This window comes from Nonlabens sp. Ci31 (genome assembly GCF_012974865.1).
Classification (GTDB): domain Bacteria; phylum Bacteroidota; class Bacteroidia; order Flavobacteriales; family Flavobacteriaceae; genus Nonlabens.
Window position 1 is genome coordinate 404,764 of the sequence record NZ_CP043633.1, and the last position, 23,190, is coordinate 427,953.

19 protein-coding genes and 5 tRNA genes are annotated in these 23,190 nt (G+C 37.6%); 2 read left to right on the top strand and 22 right to left on the bottom strand.

Features of this window, described 5'->3' with window-relative positions; genetic code table 11:
* Positions 1-30: 30 nt before the first annotated feature.
* Positions 31-741, top strand: a complete 711-nt coding sequence (locus F0365_RS01855) for a DUF4369 domain-containing protein (RefSeq protein WP_169932091.1) — start codon at positions 31-33, stop codon at positions 739-741.
* On the opposite strand, the gene F0365_RS01860 is transcribed toward F0365_RS01855, so the two are convergent.
* From F0365_RS01860 to F0365_RS01875, 4 genes are all read right to left on the bottom strand, one after another.
* Positions 736-999: a hypothetical protein gene (locus tag F0365_RS01860; RefSeq protein WP_169932092.1), complete on the bottom strand. Its 264-nt coding sequence runs from the start codon at positions 997-999 to the stop codon at positions 736-738. The genes F0365_RS01855 and F0365_RS01860 overlap by 6 nt on opposite strands.
* A 174-nt stretch (positions 1,000-1,173) precedes the next feature.
* Positions 1,174-1,584, bottom strand: coding sequence for a 6-pyruvoyl trahydropterin synthase family protein (locus tag F0365_RS01865; RefSeq protein WP_169932093.1), 411 nt, complete (start codon positions 1,582-1,584; stop codon positions 1,174-1,176).
* Positions 1,581-2,093 (bottom strand): isopentenyl-diphosphate Delta-isomerase, encoded by a 513-nt coding sequence (gene idi, locus F0365_RS01870; RefSeq protein ID WP_206071319.1) that lies wholly within the window; start codon positions 2,091-2,093, stop codon positions 1,581-1,583. The genes F0365_RS01865 and idi overlap by 4 nt, the downstream gene beginning before the upstream one ends.
* A 151-nt stretch (positions 2,094-2,244) precedes the next feature.
* The gene (locus F0365_RS01875) at positions 2,245-3,261 is read right to left on the bottom strand and encodes a LacI family DNA-binding transcriptional regulator (protein ID WP_169932095.1); all 1,017 of its coding nucleotides are present in this window, start codon (positions 3,259-3,261) and stop codon (positions 2,245-2,247) included.
* A 444-nt stretch (positions 3,262-3,705) separates the two neighbouring features.
* Here F0365_RS01875 and F0365_RS01880 point away from each other — a divergent pair, with 444 nt between their 5' ends.
* Positions 3,706-5,316, top strand: coding sequence for a peptide chain release factor 3 (locus tag F0365_RS01880; protein ID WP_169932096.1), 1,611 nt, complete (start codon positions 3,706-3,708; stop codon positions 5,314-5,316).
* A 264-nt stretch (positions 5,317-5,580) separates the two neighbouring features.
* Here the strand turns inward: F0365_RS01880 and F0365_RS01885 are convergent, their stop codons facing one another.
* From F0365_RS01885 to hpf, 18 genes are all read right to left on the bottom strand, one after another.
* On the bottom strand, positions 5,581-7,572 hold the full coding sequence (locus F0365_RS01885) for an OmpA family protein (RefSeq protein ID WP_169932097.1): 1,992 nt from the start codon (positions 7,570-7,572) through the stop codon (positions 5,581-5,583).
* Between the two features lie 21 nt (positions 7,573-7,593).
* The gene (locus F0365_RS01890; RefSeq protein ID WP_169932098.1) at positions 7,594-8,529 is read right to left on the bottom strand and encodes a type IX secretion system membrane protein PorP/SprF; all 936 of its coding nucleotides are present in this window, start codon (positions 8,527-8,529) and stop codon (positions 7,594-7,596) included.
* 653 nt (positions 8,530-9,182) lie between these two features.
* Complete coding sequence (locus F0365_RS01895) at positions 9,183-9,494, bottom strand: DUF3467 domain-containing protein (RefSeq protein ID WP_169932099.1); 312 nt, start codon at positions 9,492-9,494, stop codon at positions 9,183-9,185.
* Positions 9,495-9,499: 5 nt separating this feature from the next.
* Positions 9,500-13,807 (bottom strand): DNA-directed RNA polymerase subunit beta', encoded by a 4,308-nt coding sequence (gene rpoC / locus F0365_RS01900; RefSeq protein WP_169932100.1) that lies wholly within the window; start codon positions 13,805-13,807, stop codon positions 9,500-9,502.
* 91 nt (positions 13,808-13,898) lie between these two features.
* Entirely contained in the window at positions 13,899-17,708 is a 3,810-nt protein-coding gene (gene rpoB, locus F0365_RS01905; RefSeq protein ID WP_169932101.1) for a DNA-directed RNA polymerase subunit beta, read from the bottom strand.
* 124 nt (positions 17,709-17,832) lie between these two features.
* Entirely contained in the window at positions 17,833-18,207 is a 375-nt protein-coding gene (rplL, locus tag F0365_RS01910; protein WP_169932102.1) for a 50S ribosomal protein L7/L12, read from the bottom strand.
* A gap of 55 nt (positions 18,208-18,262) precedes the next feature.
* On the bottom strand, positions 18,263-18,778 hold the full coding sequence (gene rplJ / locus F0365_RS01915) for a 50S ribosomal protein L10 (protein ID WP_169932103.1): 516 nt from the start codon (positions 18,776-18,778) through the stop codon (positions 18,263-18,265).
* A gap of 11 nt (positions 18,779-18,789) precedes the next feature.
* The gene (gene rplA, locus F0365_RS01920) at positions 18,790-19,488 is read right to left on the bottom strand and encodes a 50S ribosomal protein L1 (RefSeq protein ID WP_169932104.1); all 699 of its coding nucleotides are present in this window, start codon (positions 19,486-19,488) and stop codon (positions 18,790-18,792) included.
* A gap of 11 nt (positions 19,489-19,499) precedes the next feature.
* On the bottom strand, positions 19,500-19,940 hold the full coding sequence (rplK, locus tag F0365_RS01925; RefSeq protein WP_169932105.1) for a 50S ribosomal protein L11: 441 nt from the start codon (positions 19,938-19,940) through the stop codon (positions 19,500-19,502).
* 70 nt (positions 19,941-20,010) lie between these two features.
* Positions 20,011-20,565, bottom strand: coding sequence for a transcription termination/antitermination protein NusG (nusG, locus tag F0365_RS01930; protein WP_169932106.1), 555 nt, complete (start codon positions 20,563-20,565; stop codon positions 20,011-20,013).
* A gap of 8 nt (positions 20,566-20,573) precedes the next feature.
* Positions 20,574-20,771, bottom strand: coding sequence for a preprotein translocase subunit SecE (secE, locus tag F0365_RS01935; RefSeq protein WP_101012281.1), 198 nt, complete (start codon positions 20,769-20,771; stop codon positions 20,574-20,576).
* 78 nt (positions 20,772-20,849) lie between these two features.
* Positions 20,850-20,922: transfer RNA gene (locus tag F0365_RS01940), tRNA-Trp, on the bottom strand.
* 101 nt (positions 20,923-21,023) lie between these two features.
* Positions 21,024-22,211, bottom strand: a complete 1,188-nt coding sequence (gene tuf / locus F0365_RS01945; RefSeq protein ID WP_169932107.1) for an elongation factor Tu — start codon at positions 22,209-22,211, stop codon at positions 21,024-21,026.
* 116 nt (positions 22,212-22,327) lie between these two features.
* Positions 22,328-22,399, bottom strand: a tRNA-Thr gene (locus F0365_RS01950).
* Positions 22,400-22,466: 67 nt separating this feature from the next.
* Positions 22,467-22,539, bottom strand: a tRNA-Gly gene (locus F0365_RS01955).
* A gap of 64 nt (positions 22,540-22,603) precedes the next feature.
* Positions 22,604-22,684: transfer RNA gene (locus F0365_RS01960), tRNA-Tyr, on the bottom strand.
* A gap of 32 nt (positions 22,685-22,716) precedes the next feature.
* Positions 22,717-22,790: transfer RNA gene (locus tag F0365_RS01965), tRNA-Thr, on the bottom strand.
* 98 nt (positions 22,791-22,888) lie between these two features.
* On the bottom strand, positions 22,889-23,188 hold the full coding sequence (gene hpf, locus F0365_RS01970; protein WP_169932108.1) for a ribosome hibernation-promoting factor, HPF/YfiA family: 300 nt from the start codon (positions 23,186-23,188) through the stop codon (positions 22,889-22,891).
* Positions 23,189-23,190: the final 2 nt, after the last annotated feature.

Here is a 23,190-nt window from a genome sequence, read left to right on the forward strand (position 1 = left end):
ATGCATATTTGCAACCATTAAATTTTTACCATGAAAAAAGTGCTTTTCCTTCTTATAGGCCTCACATTTATTATCGCTTGTAGCAATTCTAATTCCAATAATTTCTCTGTCTCTGGAACAGTCGACGGGATAAAGGTTGGTAAAATTTACTTACAGCGGCTACAAGATTCTGTTTTAATAGATGTAGATTCTGCCATGTTTAATGGAAACTCTGATTATACCTTAATGACCAGACTAGATCAAACAGAAATCATGTACTTGCATCTAGATGTTAAAGATGGTACTGAGTTTAATGACCGAGTATTATTCTTTGCAGAAGACACCACTATGACCATTAATTCTTCTTGGGATAAATTTGAAAAAGACGCAGTTATTAGTGGCTCTAAAAATCAAGATATTTATACCGTTTATAAGAAGAATAGTAATAGGCTTAATAAAGTGTACACGGACTTGGTAAAAAGAAGCATGTCTCTTACTGATGAGACACGAACAGTTGCAATATCTGATTCTATCAATACTGCTTATGACAAGTATTTAAGGAAAAAAGTATTGTATGCTATTAACTATGCACAATTACATAAAGAAAAGGAAGTGGCTCCTTATATATTAATTAGTGAAGCTAGCGAGGCTAATCCTATTTTATTAGATAGTGTCTATCAAAAAATGCCAAAAAAAATTCAGACAACTGTTTATGGAAAACAACTGTCTGAATTAATTAAAAGTTATAAGAGTAACTTATAGAGCGTTTACTCTATCTATAAGTCCTTTTCCTTTAGTTTCTAAATCAGCTTTCACTGCTTTAAGGTGTGTTTTGCGACTTTCTACTTTGCGGTTGTTTACTCTCGAAATCAACTCATCAAAAGTTGCTATAGAGTCGTCTACGATTTTTTCAGATTCAGCTGTTTTCTCTGGGTTAACTGCTTGAGAAATAAGTGCTGCTTCAATGATATCTCCTAATACGAAATTAATGTCTTGTTTAAGATCTTTAATACTTGCCATAATAATTTTAATTTATTGCAAAAATAGTGAATAAAAGCCTTATTCATTCACATAGATATATATTAGAAAGCTTTGGGCTTTAAAATTAGAGCAGTTTTATCAAATTCCACTTAGCTACAAGAGCAACTGCATTCTTGTTTTGTAAAAAATAAAATTACCGCAAACTACTTTAAGCTATTCCCCTTTGTATAGAACAAAATTGCGTTCTGTCTCAAAAAGTTTGATCTCTAGATCGTATTTGGGATCCAATTTTGCTTTAATCTTATTATAAATAACAAAAGCTATGTTTTCTGCCGTGGGATTTAGGTTAGCAAATTCTGGAACTTGTTCATTCAAGTTCTTATGATCAAAGGCATTTTCTACCTCTTCTTTGATGATGTCTTTAAGGATTTTAAGATCAATCAAATAACCCGTCTCAGGATCTACTTCTCCAGTAACGCCTACTTCTAGATCATAATTATGACCATGAAAATAAGGGTTGTTACACAAACCGAAAATTTGTGCGTTTTTCTCATCACTCCAGTCCTTGCGGTGTAAACGGTGAGCGGCATTAAAATGGGCCTTTCTATATGCGGTTAGTCTCATGATATATGGGTATAAAATTTTTCAAAAATAATTTTGAACCACTCCGTATAAATTTCTGGTTGCTGTATCATATCTTCTTTGATATCTTGAGCGGTCATCCATTTATAAGAAGCAACTTCTTCTGGGTTGATTTGCGGAGCGCCGTTGAAATGACCTATCATCACATGATCAAATTCATGCTCTGTAAGTCCATTATCGAAAGGAGCTATATAAATGAAATGGAATAGTTCTTTAAGCTCGGTTACAAATCCCATTTCTTCCATGAGTCTGCGCTTTCCTGCTGCGATGTTAGTTTCTCCATCTCGTTGATGACTGCAACAAGTATTGGTCCATAAACCAGGGGAATGATATTTTCCCAAGGCTCGCTGCTGTAGCATAATTTCATTTTTGTCGTTTACTACAAAAACAGAAAACGCCCGGTGCAATAATGCCTTTTCGTGAGCTTCAATTTTTTCCATAAGACCGACTTGCTCATCGTTCTCATTTACTAAGATTACTTGTTCGATAATTTATATAATTTATTCAACAAAAGTACAAAAGGAAAACAATTGATTCCTTAAACATTTACTAAGTAGTTTAATAGCATCATTCATTACAAAATGATCCAGCAGGGATTGCTTTTGCACAGCTTTATTTCCTTAGAAATGTACTTTTGAAATATTAGTTAGGTAAGGTGGTTCCTCTTAGTTCTATGGAGAAATCTACAGTGGCAGTAGTCGTATGACCTTTGGTTTTATTTTCTAGGCGCTCCACAAGCATGCGTACCGATTGTTGACCAATCTCTTCGGCATGTTGAGTTACTGTGGAGAGTTGTGGATAGGATAGATGTGAAATCTCATCTGAGCTGAACCCTAAAACAGATAAGTCTTTAGGGACTTTTCTTCCTAAACGTTGTGCAATATTGACAGACATTATTCCAGAAACATTATCGATACAAAGAAGTCCGTCCATGTCTTTATGCTCTGTAAATATTTTTTCTAGTTGATCGTTTAACAATGCCTCATTACTATCTATATTGATAACTAAGGCTTCCCCTTTGTAGGAGTCGTGTTGTTCTAATGCTTTTTTGTAACCCAGTACTCTGAGTTTACCTACGCTTAACCCTCCCAAGCTATTGATCAAAACAATTTTCTTACGACCTTCTTTTATCAAAACCTCTGTTCCTTTATAAGCAGCATTAAAATCATCAATAATCACTTTATCACATTCTACATCATTTGCCACTCGATCGAACATAACAATAGGCACATCTTGATTAATGGTTTCTTTTAAGTGTTTTACTTCACCGTTAGATTGGGTTTCCTCAGCAATGGACATGATAAATCCGTCCACGCTGCCGTTTGCTAATAAATTTAGGCTGTTATTTTCCTTTTCAAAAGATTCATTTGACAAACAAGTGATGATGTTATAACCTAATGCGGTTGATTCTTGCTCTATTCCGTAAAGTATACGAGCAAAAAATGCGTTCAATATATCTGGAATAATAACACCTATTGTTTTAGTCTTTCTATTCTTAAGGCTTAAGGCTAGAGTGTTAGGTCTGTAATTAAGCTCTTTTGCAATTTCTTTGACACGCGCAATGGTATCCTTACTTATCTCTGGACTGTCCTTTAATGCTTTAGACACGGTAGAAACAGATACTCCAAGTGTAGCTGCAAGATCTTTAAGCGTAATCATATTTTATTGTTTAAAAGTGGATCAAATGATAAGATTTACAAACCTATGCTTGAATCTCTTTATAATAAAAGCAATTTAGTCATTACTGACCGACTTTTAAAACTTTGTTTTTCAATAAATAATTTAATAATTGCTACCTAATGAAAAGAACTCTATTAAGAGGAGGTTGAATGGCTGTTCCGCTTTCATACGGAATCACGTCCTGTGAAAACGTTTGTTTTAAAATAAATCAGAAAGCGAGAAAATAACAGAAGTCATTGTACTTGACTTACTCAAGTCAGCCCCTCCATTAACTTAGCAGGTGGTTTTAGGATTAAAACAAACTTCTTGACTAGATACCAAGCAAATTATCCCGTCCATACAGTGATTTAACAACCTGATATGCAAAATTCTATTCTATAGTAAATACATTGTTCTATTTTTGCAACCTGATTAATTAGACACATGAAATTTACAGAAGAGATCGCAAGGAGAAGGACCTTCGGTATTGTATCGCATCCAGATGCAGGAAAAACAACACTGACAGAGAAACTATTGTTATATGGTGGAGCTATTCAAGAAGCTGGGGCTGTAAAAAGCAATAAGATTAAAAAAGGAGCCGCAAGTGATTTTATGGAAATAGAACGCCAGCGCGGTATATCTGTGGCAACGTCTGTTCTGGCATTTGAATATAAGGGCAATAAGATTAATATTCTCGATACTCCTGGACACAAAGATTTTGCTGAAGACACGTTTAGAACACTTACCGCAGTAGATAGTGTGATCGTTGTAGTCGATGTTGCAAAAGGTGTAGAGGAACAGACTGAAAAGCTGGTAAAAGTTTGTAGAATGCGTCAAATTCCTATTATAGTTTTTATCAATAAAATGGATCGTGAAGGTAAAGACGCCTTTGATCTTATGGATGAAATAGAGCAAAAACTGGAGCTGCGAGTGACGCCATTGAGCTTTCCTATAGGAATGGGTTATGATCTCAAAGGGATATATAACATTCACAAAAAGAACATCAATCTTTTTACCGGTGCCTCTTCTAAGGACATACACAACACTACCGCTATCACAGATTTGTCAGACGCTAAGCTGGATGAACTTGTAGGAAACAAGGCGGCAACCACTCTTAGAGAAGAACTGGAACTGGTCACTGGAATTTATCCCGAGTTTAATAGACAGGAATATTTAAATGGCGAGTTGCAACCTATATTTTTTGGTAGTGCGCTGCATAATTTTGGAGTGAAGGAGCTGCTGGACGGTTTTATAGAAATCGCTCCTGCTCCTCGTCCTAAGAAAGCCGAAGAGCGCCTTGTAAAACCAGAGGAAAAAGATTTCAGTGGTTTTGTGTTTAAAATTCATGCCAATATGGATCCTAGACATAGAGATAGACTGGCATTTATAAAGGTGGTGAGCGGTGTATTTGAACGTAATAAAGCCTACAAGCACGTAAGGTTGGATAAGAATTTAAAGTTCTCTAGTCCAAATGCCTTTTTTGCAGAGAAAAAGGAAATAGTTGACGAGTCATTCCCAGGAGATATTGTAGGATTACACGATACGGGTAATTTTAAAATAGGCGATACGCTAACCTCAGGGGAGGAACTTCATTACAAAGGAATTCCTGCCTTTTCACCAGAGTATTTTAGGTATATCAACAATGCAGACCCTATGAAGTCTAAACAGCTGGCAAAAGGTATCGATCAGCTAATGGATGAAGGTGTTGCGCAACTATTTACTTTGGAGCTCAATGGTCGCAAGGTAATAGGTACGGTCGGTGCGCTTCAGTTTGAAGTGATCCAATACCGACTGGAACATGAATATGGAGCAAAGTGTTCTTATGAAAATCTCAATGTACACAAAGCTTGTTGGGTAGATGAATCTGTAGCAAAACCAGAGGAGTTTACGGACTTTAAAAGAGTGAAATCTAAGTTTTTATGCAAAGATAAAAGAGGACAGTTGGTATTTCTCGCTGACTCCTCCTTTTCCTTGCAAATGACACAACAAAAATACCCGAGTATCAAGTTTCATTTTATTTCAGAATTTGAGCCTGCTGCAACTGCAGCTGTATGATAATTGTTTTGCTTTCACGACTTAGCTTCTGGTAGTTAAGAGAGCAGAATTACTTTAAACACCTTGCGTTTAAACTGCCGTTATGATTTTTTCAACTCTCAGATTTGGGTGGAAAACAAAGGTTTTTCGGAAGCTTATGATTCTTTATTTGTCTTGAACAAACCTATTTTTCATCTTACTCATACGGTTTTAAAAAATAACCTTAAGTACATTAAAAAAGTCACTTCACCTCCATTAGATTGAGGTGACTTTTTTAATAATGTATCAATCGCAATCCTTGAACTTCTCTAAACTAGAAACAATAAACTCTGATCTGCGGTTCAACTGGTGTTCCTCACTAGAACATGCCACAGCGTTAGTACACTGATTGAGCAATCTTCTTTCCCCATAACCTTTTGCGGTTAAACGAGCAGCATCAATGCCTTTTGAGATCAGCCAGTTGCGTGTGCTCTGTGCTCTTCTATCTGAAAGTATTTGGTTGTATTGATCTGGAGCCCTACTATCGGTATGAGAGCGTATCTCAACGCTAACTTGAGGGTATAACTCCATAAAAGCTTGGATTTTGGAAAGCTCATAGGCTGCATCAGACCTAATATTAAACCTATCAAAATCAAAATATATTTGCTTAATATCTAGTAATGGCCCTATGTCGTCACAATCTGCCACAGGGATGCGATTGATTTCTATTTCTAGCGAGATATGCATAATTCCCGAAGTCGTCGTCGTAGTAATGACTTCTTCATCTGAGGTATGGTCTTCCTTTTCTACTCGCAGGATATATGGTTGATCGCAATTTAATGTAAAAGTATAAGATCCATCACCACTAGTAACTCGTTGATCGATCTTATTATTATCAACATCCATAAGCACTACTGTTGCGTCCTTAATAGGCTCACCGGTTTTCTGATCAGATACATTACCCAGGACCAGTGCTTGACATTTCTCCCTAAGATCTTCTAACTGCAGGAATCTATAAATATCATCATCTCCCCTACCACCAGGTCTGTTGGAACTGAAGTATCCTATTTTAGTATCATCGTTTACAATAAAACCAAAATCATCGTATGTTGTGTTGATCGGCTTACCTATGTTAACCACCTTGCCCATGCTACCATCAGGGCTTATAACACTGGCAAAAACGTCCAATCCTCCTAATCCTTGATGGCCTGAGGAAGAAAAATACAAAATGTTTGATTTGCTAATAAAAGGAAAAGTTTCTCTACCTGGAGTGTTGATGGTTTTAAGGTTTCTAGGCGCACTAAATGTTCCATCATCCATGATATCTACCGCCCATATATCTGAGCCTGTAAATTCATTTTCTAGATCGTACCCCATACTTCCAGGCATATCGCTGGAAAAATATAATTTTTTACCATCTGGGCTTAAAGCTGGGTGCGCAACGGAATATTCGTCGTTATTAAAAGGAAGTTGTTCTGGCCTCGACCATTTGCCTTTGTTCTTATAAGACCTGAATATTTTTAATTTATTAGTACCTTCTTTATCCTGACGATACACGCCATTATCATAGTTATTGCGCGTAAAATACATGGTCTGTCCATCGGCAGTAAAGACAGGTGTACTTTCATGATATTTAGTATTGATTGAACTAGACATGCGCTTAGGGTTGCTTAACATACCCTTATCATCAGCGTCAGCGGTATATAATTGCAAAAATGGCTGGTTATTCCACGAATGTCTTTCCCTTAGTATTGATCCAGAATCCCTTGCAGTTGCATAAACCACTTGATTGTTTGAAGTATAAAATGCAGGCCCAAAATCAGCTGTATAGGAGTTGATCTCCTTAGTGTTTGCAATTTCAAACCTACCTGATTGAAAGTCTATGCGTTGAAGGTAACCAAGTGCTTCATCATACCTTTTTGATCTCATGTCAAAACCTTTAAAACTACTGAACTTAGCCATTAATCGATCTGACTCATCGTATCTATTCACTGCTTTTAATGATTGCGCATATCTGAAAAAATATTCTGGAGTTACACTATCCTCATATTTTACAAAAAGCTTTCTGTACCATTGTTGAGCTTCCTTTAAATCGTCATTAAAATAGTAAGTATCTCCTAGTTTTGCAAGTATCTCAGCAGTAACATAACCATCCTCCACTAATTTCAAGTAAATCTTTTGAGCCTCAATAAAGGCAAAGACATTGTATTTACTGTTTCCTCTTTCTACCTGATAGGTCTGCGCATGTCCCAAAAAAGAGGAGACCAGAAGAATAAATATGATAAGCCTTTTAAACATGTTAAAATTCTATATTGATTATTAGAAGAAACGTGGGGTGATGATACGTTCGTAATTGTTAACTAATTCAAATCTTAGAAATAATTCATAACTCCCGTCATTAAAAATAGTTTTTCCTAGTGCGGTAGTCTCCCGATCATATGCAAATCCTATCATCATTTGATCACTTATCTGAAACCCTAAAAGACCCGTCACCGCGGCACTCCATCGGTAAGCTAGTCCTAAGGTTAATTTATCATTGAATAAAAAATTTGCTGTAAGATCTATTTGTAGTGGAGCCCCTTGAACGAGCTTCAACATCGCAGCTGGCTTGAACTTAACATCCTCATTTAAATCAAATACATAACCAGCAGTTGCAAATAAGTGCGCCCGTTCCTGTGCTATATAAGTAGTATTACTGTTATTTTCAGTACCATCAAAGTGATCCGTCTGTAACAGATTGGGGCTACTTAATCCCAAATAAAGTTTATCTGTATGGTAAAACAAGCCCAAACCTAGGGTAGGAGCAAGTTTATTATCTACATTATCTGACAATCTAGGATCTCCGGGAACAAAAGGGTTTAACCTTCTATAATCTACATTTAAAACATGAACACCCCCTTTAAATCCAAAACTCAATCGAGCCTCATCTCCCATTGGTAGGGTATAACTAAAGTCTGCAGCGACGTAAGTCTCATCTGAAGGGCCTATTTGATCGTTCACTATACTAAGTCCTACACCTACCCGACTATTGGAAAGAGGTGTATGGAAAGACAAGGTTTGAGTACGTGGCGCACCATCAAGTCCCACCCATTGACTTCTGTGAAGACCAACAATACTTGCCACTCCTCTATTTCCCGCATAGGCAGGATTCACCACTATAGGATTGTACATATACTGACTGTACTGTGGATCTTGTTGTGCGGTTACCGCTTTCGCGAAAGCGAAAAATAATAAACAACTTACTAGTTTCTTCATGCAAGAAATTATTGCTAACAGGTTCTGTCTTAAAGGTAAAACTTGAGTTATAATCGGTTAATATATAAAAATACAGCTTTCTTGATGGTCTGATGTTGACCATACCTATATTCTATACTTAGAGATGAACCGCCTGATGCAAATCATTTCATTTTACTTCGGTTATAAAACTACTTCAACAGTACTGAAAATCTGTGCAGCACTCGTATAATAAACGTTCGACAGCTATAAAACTCAATTTTACTAAAGATCAGAAGGGCTGTTAAATTTTAATTTATTGAAGATAAAGTAATGATGAAGAATCCCTCTATCCATTCCAACCTTTATTAGATTCAACGTGGAGTCCTGTATACTTGGATTGTAAGCACTTGTTGCGTCAATTCGTATTTTAGATGGTTTCATATAGCTGTTGAACCAGAGGCTATAGGTTATATCGTTTGTATTTAATTTCTTGGAACCTAGCGCGTTTTGAAATGGGCTGTAACGCTATTTCAGACAAAAGAAAAGCATAATAGTGCTTCAGAGAAAAACTATTATGAGATGAATACTTAGAAAGCTCCTATGAGTGGAACACCGCTTGATATCTTCGTCGTAAGGCCATTGTAATTTTTTAAAATAAAAAAAGCCTGATGATAAATCATCAGGCTTTCATATTATGCTTGACCTGTTGGGCCAAAGTTTAAAGGAACGGGCGGTTGTTCATAATCCTTGATATCTCCATGAGCTTGCTCAAACTTTTTTACATTTTCATGTAGTGCTTTGGCCAGCCGCTTAGCATGTTGAGGAGTTAATATTATTCTGGATTTCACCTTTGACTTAGGGTTACCAGGCATAATATTTACAAAGTCTACAACAAACTCAGAAACAGAATGGTTGATGATTGCAAGGTTACTATATTGTCCCTCTGCGACTTCACCATCAATTTCAATATTGATTTTATGGTCAGGATTTTGATCTTTTGCCATTACTATTAGTTATAATTTACTTTAGGCTCTTCTTTTTGGTGAAGAAGTTTTTCAAATTCTTCTTTAGAACCAACAATGATATCTTCATAGTTACGCATTCCAGTACCTGCAGGTATTCTATGACCTACAATTACATTTTCTTTAAGACCTTCTAATGTATCTACCTTACCTGCTACTGCGGCCTCGTTCAATACTTTAGTAGTCTCTTGGAAAGAAGCTGCACTAATGAATGACTTCGTTTGAAGCGATGCACGAGTAATACCTTGAAGAACCGGTTCGGCAGTTGCAGGCATTACTTCACGAGCAGTTGCTAGCGCTTTATCTTCTCTACGTAATATAGAGTTTTCATCTCTTAACTCTCTAGAAGTAATAATTTGTCCTTCTTTTAAGTTTACAGAATCTCCAGCACTTTCTACTACTTTTTTACCATAAAGTCTGTCGTTTTGAAGAATGAAATCTTCTTTATGAACCAATTGATTCTCTAAGAACATACCATCACCAGAATCAACGATTCTCACCTTTCTCATCATTTGACGAACTACCACTTCAAAGTGCTTGTCGTTAATCTTTACACCCTGTAATCTGTATACCTCTTGTACTTCATTTACTAAGTACTGTTGTACAGCACTTGGTCCTTTAATTGCAAGAATATCTTTAGGAGTTATAGACCCGTCAGATAATGGCATACCAGCTCTTACGTAATCATTTTCTTGTACAAGAATTTGATTAGATAGTTTTACTAGGTACTTCTTCACTTCATCCGTTTTAGAAGTTACTATGATTTCACGGTTACCACGTTTGATTTTACCGAAAGAAACAACACCATCAATCTCACTTACTACAGCAGGATTAGAAGGGTTACGTGCTTCAAACAATTCTGTTACACGTGGAAGACCTCCAGTAATATCACCTGCTTTAGCAGATTTACGTGGAATCTTAACCAATACTTTACCGACTTTGATCTTCTCGTCATCGTTGATCATCAAGTGAGCACCTACTGGTAAGTTATAAGAAATAACATTGTCTCCTTTGTTGTCTAAAATATGCAGCGTTGGAATCAATTTCTTATCTCTAGAGTCAGAAATTACTTTCTCTTCGTATCCAGTTTGTTCATCACTTTCTACTTGGAAAGTCACACCTTGTATGATATTTTCAAATTTGATCTTACCTGCAAATTCAGAAATAATAACACCGTTAAAAGGGTCCCACTTCGCAAGAAGATCTCCTTTTTTAACCTTAGTTCCTGGCTTCACATAAAGTTCACAACCGTAAGGGATGTTGTTTGAATTCAACAGCATTCCAGTTTTTTCATGAAGTAATTTAGATTCTGCTGTACGAGATATAACTATCTCTACTGCTTTACCTTCACTGTCTTCACTTTTTACTGTTTTAAGATCTTCAATCTCAAGAATACCATCATTCTTTGCAACAATAGAACTATCTTCAGACACGTTACCTGCAACTCCACCTACGTGGAAAGTTCTCAACGTAAGCTGTGTCCCTGGTTCTCCAATTGATTGTGCAGCAATTACACCTACAGCTTCACCTCTCATAACAAGACGGTTAGTAGCAAGGTTACGTCCGTAGCATTTAGTACAAACACCTTTTGCAGCTTCACAAGTAAGAGCAGATCTTACTTCTACTGATTCCAGATCAGAAGCTTCGATGATATCAGCGATTTTTTCTACAATTAATTCACCAGCAGCAACAATTACTTCTTGAGTGGCAGGATCAATAACGTCATGTAGTGCAGTACGCCCTAGAACTCTCGCTCCAAGTTTCTCCATTACTTCTTCGTTCTTCTTCAATGCCGAAACTTCAATACCTCTTAAGGTTTCACAATCTTCATGATTTACGATCACGTCTTGAGCAACATCGTGCAAACGACGTGTTAAGTAACCAGCATCTGCCGTTTTAAGGGCGGTATCTGCAAGTCCTTTACGCGCACCGTGAGTGGAGATAAAGTATTCAAGAATTGAAAGTCCTTCTTTAAAATTAGAAAGAATTGGGTTTTCAATAATTGCTCCACCACCGTCATTCGATTTCTTAGGCTTTGCCATAAGTCCACGCATACCGGTAAGTTGTCTGATCTGTTCTTTAGATCCACGGGCTCCAGAATCAAGCATCATAAACACCGAGTTGAAACCTTGTTGGTCTTCCCTAATGTTTTTCATTGACAATTCAGTAAGCTGCGCGTTAGTCGCAGTCCACACATCAATTACTTGATTATATCTTTCGTTTTGAGTAATAAGACCCATACTGTAGTTACCACGTATAGCATCTACTTTAGTATTTGCTGCATCGATCATCGATTGCTTTTCTACAGGAATCATGATATCTCCAAGGGAGAATGATAATCCGCCACGGAATGCAAATCCATAACCTAAGTCCTTAATTTCGTCAAGGAAAGCAGCTGTTCTTGGAACATCTGTAACCTTTAATATATCTCCGATAATATCTCTAAGAGCTTTCTTAGTTAATACTTCATTGATGTATCCAGCTTCATCTGGTACCTTTTGATTAAAAATAACACGGCCTGCAGTAGTTTCAATGATCTGCGTTTTGTAAGAACCGTCTTCTTGAAGAAGATTGATTCTACATTTTACAGGAGCATTAATATCTACGCGCTTTTCATTAAAAGCAATCACTAATTCTTCAGGCCCATAAAAAGTAAGTCCTTCACCTTTAACAATATGTCCAGGTTCAGATCTACGAAGTTTGGTCATGTAATACAGACCCAATACCATATCCTGTGAAGGCACCGCAATTGGGCTACCGTTTGCAGGGTTCAGAATATTGTGTGAAGCCAGCATTAATAACTGACATTCTAGTATAGCTTCAGGACCTAACGGAAGGTGAACGGCCATCTGGTCTCCATCAAAATCGGCATTAAATGCCGTACATACTAATGGGTGTAACTGGATCGCTTTTCCTTCGATAAGTTTAGGTTGAAATGCTTGTATACCTAATCTGTGAAGCGTAGGAGCACGGTTCAACATTACTGGGTGTCCCTTAAGAACGTTTTCCAGAATATCCCAAACCACTGGTTCCTTCTTATCTATAATTTTCTTAGCAGACTTAACTGTCTTAACGATACCGCGCTCAATAAGTTTACGGATAACAAAAGGCTTATAAAGCTCTGCAGCCATGTCCTTAGGAATTCCACACTCGTATAATTTAAGCTCTGGTCCTACAACAATTACCGAACGAGCAGAATAATCCACACGCTTACCGAGTAAGTTCTGACGGAAACGTCCTTGCTTTCCTTTTAAGGAATCAGAAAGGGATTTCAACGGTCTGTTAGAGTCCGTCTTTACCGCACTAGATTTTCTTGTATTATCAAGTAGTGAATCTACTGCTTCTTGCAGCATACGTTTCTCGTTACGAAGGATTACCTCAGGAGCTTTAATCTCCATCAATCGCTTCAAACGGTTGTTACGTATGATCACACGACGGTATAAATCATTTAAATCAGACGTTGCAAAACGACCACCGTCTAGCGGTACTAATGGACGTAATTCTGGTGGAATTACTGGAACCACTTTCATGATCATCCATTCTGGTTTGTTTTCACGTCTTTCATTAGAATCCTTAAGAGCCTCAACTACTTGAAGACGCTTTAAAGCCTCAGTTTTACGTTGTTTAGACGTCTCATTATTTGCTTTGTGTCTCAGGTCATATGATAAAGCATCTAAATCGATACGTTTCAGTAAATCGATCAAACACTCCGCACCCATCTTAGCGATGAATTTATTAGGATCTGAATCTTCTAAATACATATTTTCCTGTGGAAGCGTATCTAAGATATCTAAGTATTCTTCTTCTGTAAGGAAATCTAAATTATGAACTTCTTCACCTTCAGCATTCTTTGCGATACCTGGTTGAATCACCACATATCTTTCGTAATAGATGATCATATCCAGCTTCTTTGAAGGAAGCCCTAGTAGGTACCCAATTTTGTTAGGCAAACTACGGAAATACCAAATGTGCGCCACTGGCACCACAAGATTGATATGTCCTATACGATCACGTCTTACTTTTTTCTCTGTAACCTCTACACCACATCGATCACAAACGATTCCTTTGTATCGTATACGCTTATATTTTCCACAAGCACATTCATAATCCTTTACAGGACCGAATATACGCTCACAAAAAAGCCCATCCCTTTCAGGTTTGTGCGTACGATAGTTAATCGTTTCTGGTTTTAACACCTCACCTCTTGACTCAGCAAGAATAGATTCTGGAGATGCAAGACCGATTGAAATTTTTGAAAATTTCTTTTGTGTTGGGTTGTCTTTATGTCTAGCCATAATAATGGTACTATTTTAAGTTAAAGTAGCGAGGTTGTTTGATTATTGCGCTTTCGCGAAAGCGAAACAAACATCCAACCTCACAGAAAAATTAATCCTCCAGTCTTAGATCTAATCCTAGACCTTTCAACTCATGCATCAATACATTAAATGATTCTGGAAGACCAGGTTCTGGCATAGGCTCACCTTTTACGATAGCTTCGTAAGTTTTGGCACGTCCTATAACGTCATCTGATTTTACAGTTAAGATTTCGCGTAAAGTACTAGAAGCACCATATGCTTCCAGTGCCCATACCTCCATCTCTCCAAATCGCTGACCACCAAATTGTGCTTTACCACCAAGTGGCTGCTGTGTAATCAATGAATATGGACCGATAGAACGCGCGTGCATCTTATCATCTACCATGTGACCTAGTTTAAGCATATAGATAATACCTACTGTTGCAGGTTGATCAAAACGCTCACCAGTACCACCGTCAAATAGATACGTATGTCCGAAACGTGGAATACCTGCCTCATCTGTATAACCGTTGATCTGATCTAATGTCGCACCATCAAAGATAGGAGTGGCAAATTTCTTACCTAATTTCTCTCCTGCCCAACCTAGTACGGTTTCATAAATCTGTCCAATGTTCATACGAGAAGGTACACCAAGCGGATTCAATACGATATCTACTGGAGTTCCATCTTCAAGGAAAGGCATATCTTCCTGACGTACAATACGTGCAACGATACCTTTGTTACCGTGACGTCCTGCCATCTTATCTCCTACTTTAAGTTTACGCTTCTTAGCGATGTAAACTTTAGCAAGTTTGATAATACCAGCCGGAAGCTCATCTCCTACAGAGATCGTAAACTTCTCACGACGCAATGATCCTTGAAGATCATTTTCTTTAATCTTATAATTGTGAAGTAAGTCGGCAACCATATCATTCACCTCACCACCTGTAGTCCAAGTTCCTGAAGTTAAATGAGTAAAGTCATCTACAGAGTTCAACATTTTAAGTGTGTATTTTTTACCTTTTGGAAGAACTTCTTCTCCAAGATCATTAAATACACCTTGCGATGTTTTACCACTTACAATTTCAAATAATTTTTCAATTAAACGCTCCTGAAGACCATCAAATTTTCCTTGATATTCTTGTTCTAGTCGCGCAATATCTTCTTTGTCTTGTGCTCTCTTTCTCTTATCTTTTACAGCACGGGAGAATAGTTTCTTATCGATAACTACACCTCTTAGTGATGGAGAAGCTTTTAAAGAAGCATCTTTTACATCACCAGCTTTATCACCGAAAATAGCTCTAAGAAGTTTTTCTTCTGGAGTAGGGTCACTTTCTCCTTTAGGAGTAATTTTACCTATTAATATATCTCCAGGCTTCACTTCTGCTCCGACACGTATCATTCCGTGTTCATCAAGGTCAGCAGTAGCTTCTTCACTTACGTTAGGAATATCTGCAGTAAGTTCTTCATTACCTAATTTAGTATCTCTAACTTCAAGAGAATACTCATCTACGTGAATAGATGTAAAGATATCTTCACGAACTACTTTTTCAGAAATTACGATTGCATCCTCAAAGTTGTAACCTTTCCATGGCATAAATGCCACTTTCATGTTGCGACCTAAAGCAAGTTCTCCTGCTTCAGTTGCATAACCTTGGCAAAGTACTTGTCCTTTATCAACTCGGTCGCCTTTTTGAACGATAGGCTTCAATGTGATACTTGTACCTTGATTCGTCTTACGGAATTTTATCAAGTTATAAGAAGTGTCCTCTGGCTCAAAACTCACCAAAGCCTCACGTTCTGTGCGATCATATCTGATCACTACTTTTTGTGAATCTACATACACAACAACACCATCACCTTCTGCATTGATCAATACTCTTGAATCTGAAGCAACTTGTCTTTCTAGACCGGTTCCTACAATAGGAGCGTCTACTCTAAGTAGCGGCACTGCCTGACGCATCATGTTAGATCCCATCAGTGCACGGTTGGCATCATCATGTTCCAAGAAAGGAATTAAGGATGCTGAAATGGATGCGATCTGATTAGGAGCAACGTCAGCATAAACAACTTCAGTAGCATCAATTACCGGGAAGTCGCCTTCCATACGTGCAATTACCTTTTCTTGATCTATCCTACCATTAGTAAGAGGTAAGTTAGCTTGTGCAATGTGAAGTCCTTCTTCTTCTTCAGCACTTAGATAAGTAGGCTCATCTTCTAAGTTTACAACACCATTAGTAACTTTTCTATAAGGAGTCTCAATGAATCCCATTCCATTCACTTTTGCAAATACTGCAAGTGAAGAGATCAAACCGATATTCGGCCCTTCAGGTGTTTCAATTGGGCAAAGTCTTCCGTAGTGTGTATAATGTACATCTCGTACCTCAAATCCTGCTCTTTCTCTTGAAAGTCCACCAGGTCCTAGTGCTGATAATCTACGTTTGTGCGTAATCTCTGCTAATGGATTTGTTTGATCCATAAACTGAGACAACTGGTTGGTACCAAAGAAAGAATTAATAACGGAAGACAGCGTCTTTGCATTAATAAGGTCAATAGGTGTAAATACCTCGTTATCTCTTACGTTCATACGCTCACGAATAGTACGAGCCATACGGGCAAGTCCCACACCAAATTGTTGAGACAACTGCTCACCAACGGTACGTACGCGACGGTTAGACAAGTGATCAATATCATCAATCTCTGCTTTAGAGTTGATCAACATAATCAAGTGCTTAATAATGGTAATGATATCTTCTTTGGTAAGCACTTGCTTATCCATAGGAATATCAAGACCTAGTTTTTTATTCATACGGTAACGACCTACCTCGCCTAAATTATATCTCTGATCAGAGAAAAATAATTTATCTATAATTCCACGAGCTGTTTCTTCATCAGGCGGCTCAGCATTACGTAATTGTCTGTATATATGTTCTACGGCTTCCTTTTCAGAATTGGTAGGATCCTTTTGTAATGTATTGTGGATGATGGCATAATCAGCAGACATATTATCTTCTTTATGAAGAAGTATGGTCTTAGCTTGAGATTCAAGAATCTCATCGATATGTTCTTTTTCAAGAATGGTATCGCGATCAAGAACGATTTCATTACGTTCGATAGAAACAACTTCACCAGTATCTTCATCAACAAAATCTTCATGCCATGTTCTTAGTACACGAGCAGCGAGCTTGCGTCCTAAGTACTTTTTAAGTCCTGTTTTACTAGCTTTAACTTCTTCGGCAAGATCAAAGATTCCAAGGATATCCTTATCTCTTTCAAAACCGATAGCACGGAAAAGTGTTGTTACAGGTAATTTCTTTTTACGATCGATATAAGCATACATGACACTGTTAATATCTGTCGCAAATTCTATCCATGATCCCTTAAAAGGAATAACACGGGCAGAGTATAATTTAGTTCCATTTGCATGGAATGACTGTCCAAAAAAGACACCAGGAGATCTGTGTAATTGAGATACTACCACACGCTCTGCACCATTGATACAAAAAGTACCGGATGGAGTCATGTAAGGAATAGTACCAAGATATACATCTTGAACGATGGTTTCAAAATCTTCATGTTCTGGATCAGTACAATATAATTTCAAGCGCGATTTAAGAGGCACGCTGTAAGTAAGTCCACGTTCTATACATTCTTGAATAGAATAACGAGGTGGATCTACGAAGTAATCAAGAAATTCCAATACGAACTGATTACGAGTATCAGTGATAGGAAAATTTTCCATGAAGGTATTATAAAGGCCTTCTACTTCTCTTTTGTCCGATTTAGTCTCTAACTGAAAAAAGTCCTGAAAGGATTTTATTTGGATATCCAGCAGGTCAGGGTATTCTGCCTTATTAGTTACCGTTGAAAAATTAATTCTTTCTGTGTTTGTTGCTAGCATCAATGCACGGTATTAAGTGATTAAAAAAAGCGTTATCGACGACGTCTCATCTTTATACGCAAAATGGTCTAGGCCTGTGAGCGCCGCTCACAGGTCTAAACCGATAATGTTTAGGTAAGAAGAATTACTTCAACTCAACCTCAGCACCAGCTGCTTCCAGCTGAGCTTTAAGTGCTTCAGCTTCATCTTTAGAAACACCTTCCTTAATTGGAGATGGCGCATCGTCAACAAGTGCCTTAGCATCTTTCAATCCTGCTCCTGTAAGTTCTTTTACAAGTTTAACAACAGCTAGTTTAGCACCACCTGCAGCTTTAAGGATTACATCAAATTCTGTTTGCTCTTCGACAGCGTCTCCGCCGCCTGCAGCTGGTCCAACCATAGCAACTGCCGCTGCTGCTGGTTCAATACCATACTCATCCTTAAGGATGTCTGCTAATTCGTTTACTTCTTTAACAGTTAAGTTAACTAACTGCTCAGCGAAATCTTTTAAATCTGCCATTTTTCTATCGTTTTAATAAAATTTATAAATAATTAATTGCGTACTAAATTGGGTTCTATCTTTCAGATAGAGTTTTAAGTATTCCTGCGAGTTTACCACCACCTGATTGAAGTGCTGATATCACATTTTTAGCAGGACTTTGAAGTAGACCGATAATTTGTCCGATCATTTCTTCTTTAGACTTGATATTACTTAATGCACTGATCTTATCATCACCTACATAAATTGCTTCCTCAATATAAGCTCCTTTAAGCAACGGCTTATCAGACTTCTTTCTGAAGTTTTCAATAACCTTAGCTGGTGCATTTGCAACTTCAGCAAGCATGATAGATGTATTACCTTTTAATAAATCTGGTAACTCACCAAAGTCTTTATCTGAAGCATCCATAGCCTTAGCAAGAAGGGTATTCTTAACTACCGACATGGTTATATTAGCTTTGAAACAAGCTCTACGTAAATTTGTTGTATCCGATGCATTTAAGCCAGATATGTCTGCTAGATATATAGTTGAATTCTCACCTAACGTAGCAGTCAAATCTTGAATAACATTTGCTTTTTGTTCTCTTGTCATGATCTAGATTTTTAGTCTTCTGCAAAACGTTTAGTGTCTATCTCAATACTAGGACTCATCGTACTAGACATGAAGATACTTTTGATATAAATACCTTTAGACGTTGTCGGTTTTAATTTAACTAGTGTATTGATTAATTCTCTTGCGTTACCTGCAATTTTCTCAGCATCAAAAGATGCTTTTCCAACTGCTGCATGTATGATACCAGTCTTATCGACTTTAAAGTCAATTTTACCAGCCTTAACTTCCGAAACTGCTTTTGCTACATCCATAGTAACTGTACCAGTTTTAGGGTTAGGCATTAGACCTCTAGGACCTAGTATACGACCTAAGGGACCTAATTTTCCCATAACACTAGGCATGGTAATAATTACATCTACATCAGTCCATCCACCTTTGATCTTATCCAAGTATTCATCAAGACCAACATAGTCAGCTCCAGCTTCTATAGCCTCAGCTTCCTTATCTGGTGTTACTAATGCAAGCACTTTAACGTCCTTACCTGTACCGTGCGGTAATGTAACTACACCTCTAACCATTTGGTTAGCTTTACGTGGATCTACATTTAACCTTACGGCTAAATCTACAGAAGCATCAAACTTCGTGCTTGTAACATCCTTTACTAATTTAGAGGCATCAGCAACAGAATAAGTTTTTAACCTATCTATTTTAGCTTGATTCTCTTTTTGATTTTTTGTTAATTTTGCCATTGTTACAAGTTTTAAGCAGGAGCGTTTCCACCCTTAACGTTCACACCCATTGATCTAGCAGTACCAGCTACCATTCGCATAGCGCTATCTACTGTAAATGCATTGAGGTCTGGCATCTTATCTTCTGCGATCAAACGAATCTGATCCCAACTGACAGTTCCAACTTTCTTACGGTTAGGTTCTCCACTTCCACCCTTGAGCTTTAATGCTTCAAGGATTTGTACTGCTGCTGGAGGTGTTTTGATCACAAAATCAAAGGACTTATCCTTGAATACTGTAATCGATACAGGTAATATTTTACCCGTTTTATCCTGAGTCCTAGCATTAAACTGCTTACAAAACTCCATGATATTCACACCAGCCGCACCAAGTGCAGGTCCTACAGGTGGAGATGGGTTTGCTGCGCCACCTCTAACTTGTAATTTTACAACCTTAGATACTTCTTTAGCCATTTCTAATTAATTTCACTTATTTAATGATAATAAAGTGGAAGCCTTATTTATCACTTATAAATTGTAACATTTATACTTTTTCTACTTGCATATAACTAAGCTCCAAAGGAGTTTTACGGCCAAATATTTTAACCATAACTTCTAGCTTACGCTTTTCTTCATTTACTTTTTCAATAGTACCATTAAATCCATTAAACGGACCGTCTACTACTTTTACTGTCTCACCACCCTTAAAAGGAATAGCAATATTATCAGTTTGCTCTGCAAGTTCATCCACTTTACCTAGCATTCTATTTACTTCAGCCCTTCTTAAAGGCACCGGTTCTCCGCCTTTAGTTTCACCTAAAAAGCCAATAACCCCGTTAACAGATTTAATAATGTGTGGGACTTCCCCCTCTAATCGGGCATTTACCATAATATAACCAGGAAAGTAAACACGTTCCTTATTATATTTCTTACCATCTCTTATCTGCACCACTTTCTCCGTAGGAACAAGTATTTCTTTTAAATAATCTCCAAGATCATGATGAGCTATTTCTGACTCTATATAATCCTTGATCTTATTTTCTTGACCGCTTACCGAACGAACAACATACCACTTCATCAAATCCTTCTCTTCTGACATATCGAATATTAATTTTGCTTAATCCAACTAAAATAATTCTCAATAGCAGCACTGAAAACATAATCAATACCAGCTACAATAAGCGCGAAGATAATGGAGAATACGGCAACTGTGACTGTTAACTTTTGTGTTTCAGCCCATGTAGGCCAAGTCACGTGATTCGTTAACTCATTATAAGACTCTTTTACGTATGTTATCAAACTCATAATAGTAATGTTCTAAACGTCTAACCTAAAACATCAACAATAAACCAGTATCGTTTCAAGTAAACTATATTTATAATGCACGGGCTGAGAGACTCGAACTCACGACACCTGGTTTTGGAGACCAGTGCTCTACCAACTGAGCTAAGCCCGCAAAAAAATCACTCTTAAATGAACAATTTATTGCCTTCCCTATATAAAGGGAAAGTATCCCATCTAAAAATAGATAGGATACTTAATATAATCAATTAGAAATTAATCTAAAATCTCAGTAACCTGACCGGCTCCAACAGTTCTACCACCTTCACGGATAGCAAAACGAAGACCTAGGTTCAATGCGATAGGCTGGATAAGATCAACATTAATTGTCAAGTTATCACCTGGCATTACCATCTCAACTCCATCAGGAAGTGAAATGTTACCTGTTACATCAGTTGTACGTACATAAAACTGAGGACGGTAGTTATTGTGAAATGGAGTGTGACGTCCACCTTCTTCTTTTTTAAGGATATAAACCTCTGCTTTAAACTTAGCATGAGGAGTTACAGAACCCGGCTTAGTAATTACCATACCACGTGAAATTTGAGACTTTTCAATACCTCTTAACAAGATACCTGCGTTATCTCCTGCTTCACCTCTATCAAGGATCTGACGGAACATTTCAATACCTGTGATGGTAGAAGTCAACTTCTGTGCACCCATACCGATAATCTCCACAGGATCTCCAGTGTTAGCTACACCAGTCTCAATACGACCAGTTGCAACAGTACCACGACCTGTAATAGAGAAAACATCTTCTATAGGCATCAAGAAAGGCTTATCCATATCGCGGACAGGCTCTTCAATCCAAGTATCAACAGCAGCCATCAATTCAAGTACCGAATCAACCCATTTTTGTTCACCATTAAGTGCTCCAAGAGCAGAACCAGAAATAACAGGACCGTTGTCACCATCATATTCATAGAAACTTAAAAGATCACGCACTTCCATATCAACTAATTCAAGTAGCTCTTCATCATCTACCATATCCACTTTGTTAAGGAATACAACGATACGAGGAATACCTACCTGACGTCCAAGAAGGATGTGCTCACGTGTTTGTGGCATAGGACCATCAGTAGCGGCAACGACAAGAATAGCACCATCCATTTGGGCAGCACCAGTAACCATGTTCTTAACATAATCGGCGTGACCAGGACAATCTACGTGCGCGTAGTGTCTATTGGCAGTTTGATACTCAACGTGTGAGGAATTAATAGTAATACCACGCTCTTTTTCTTCAGGAGCGTTGTCAATTTGATCAAAACTTGTCGCTTTAGAGAAACCAGCATCAGCAAGCACTTTTGTAATTGCTGCAGTAAGAGTAGTTTTACCGTGGTCAACGTGACCAATAGTTCCTACATTAAGGTGGGGTTTCGAACGATCGTACGTTTCTTTAGCCATAATTTATAATCTTAGTTTATATTAGTGTTCAATTTTTAAAAAGACAGACACGGAGCTAAAACCAAATCAGTCTATACTAGTAATGGCCTCTTTTGAGACCTATTTTTATTTAAAAGAGCCAATGATGAGATTTGAACTCATGACCTCTTCCTTACCAAGGAAACGCTCTACCCCTGAGCTACACCGGCAAAACCCCTATTATTAAGGAAATGGACAACATGACTTTAAACCCAATAAAAATAGAGTTTAATTTAGAGCGAGAGACCAGGTTCGAACTGGCGACATTCAGCTTGGAAGGCTGACGCTCTACCAACTGAGCTACTCTCGCATTTATTAGTTTTACAACTAAAAGGTTTTCATTATTTCAAATTATCTTCCCAGATAAAATCAAGTGGGGAGAGCAGGATTCGAACCTGCGAAGGTTTCCCAACGGAGTTACAGTCCGTCCTCGTTGGCCGCTTGAGTATCTCCCCAAAAAGTCTATTAAGACCTTACTATTTTAAAGAGCCGATGGAGGGACTCGAACCCACGACCTGCTGATTACAAATCAGCTGCTCTAGCCAGCTGAGCTACATCGGCTTTTATACTTTTTTAGCCATAAAAAAAGCCCGCTATTTCTAACGGACTGCAAATGTAAGCCTATTTTTTAATTACCAAAATCTTTTTTAATATTTTTTTTAGTGTGCGGCTAACTTTTCTTTTCTTTTTTTCAATTGACGCTCTAAAGAAGCCACACATTCATCTATACACTGCTCAAAAGTTTTACAAGTCTTCTTTACTACCATATCATCTCCAGGAACAAAAAGTCTTATTTCAGCTATTTTATTTTCTGGAGCAGAGGTCTTTTGCACCTTTAAATACACATCTGCGTTGATGATTTTGCTGTAGAACTGTTCCAACTTATCTAATTTGTTTTGAGAAAAATTGATCAGTTTTAAATCGGCATCAAAATTGACTGCTTGCATGTTTACCTTCATAA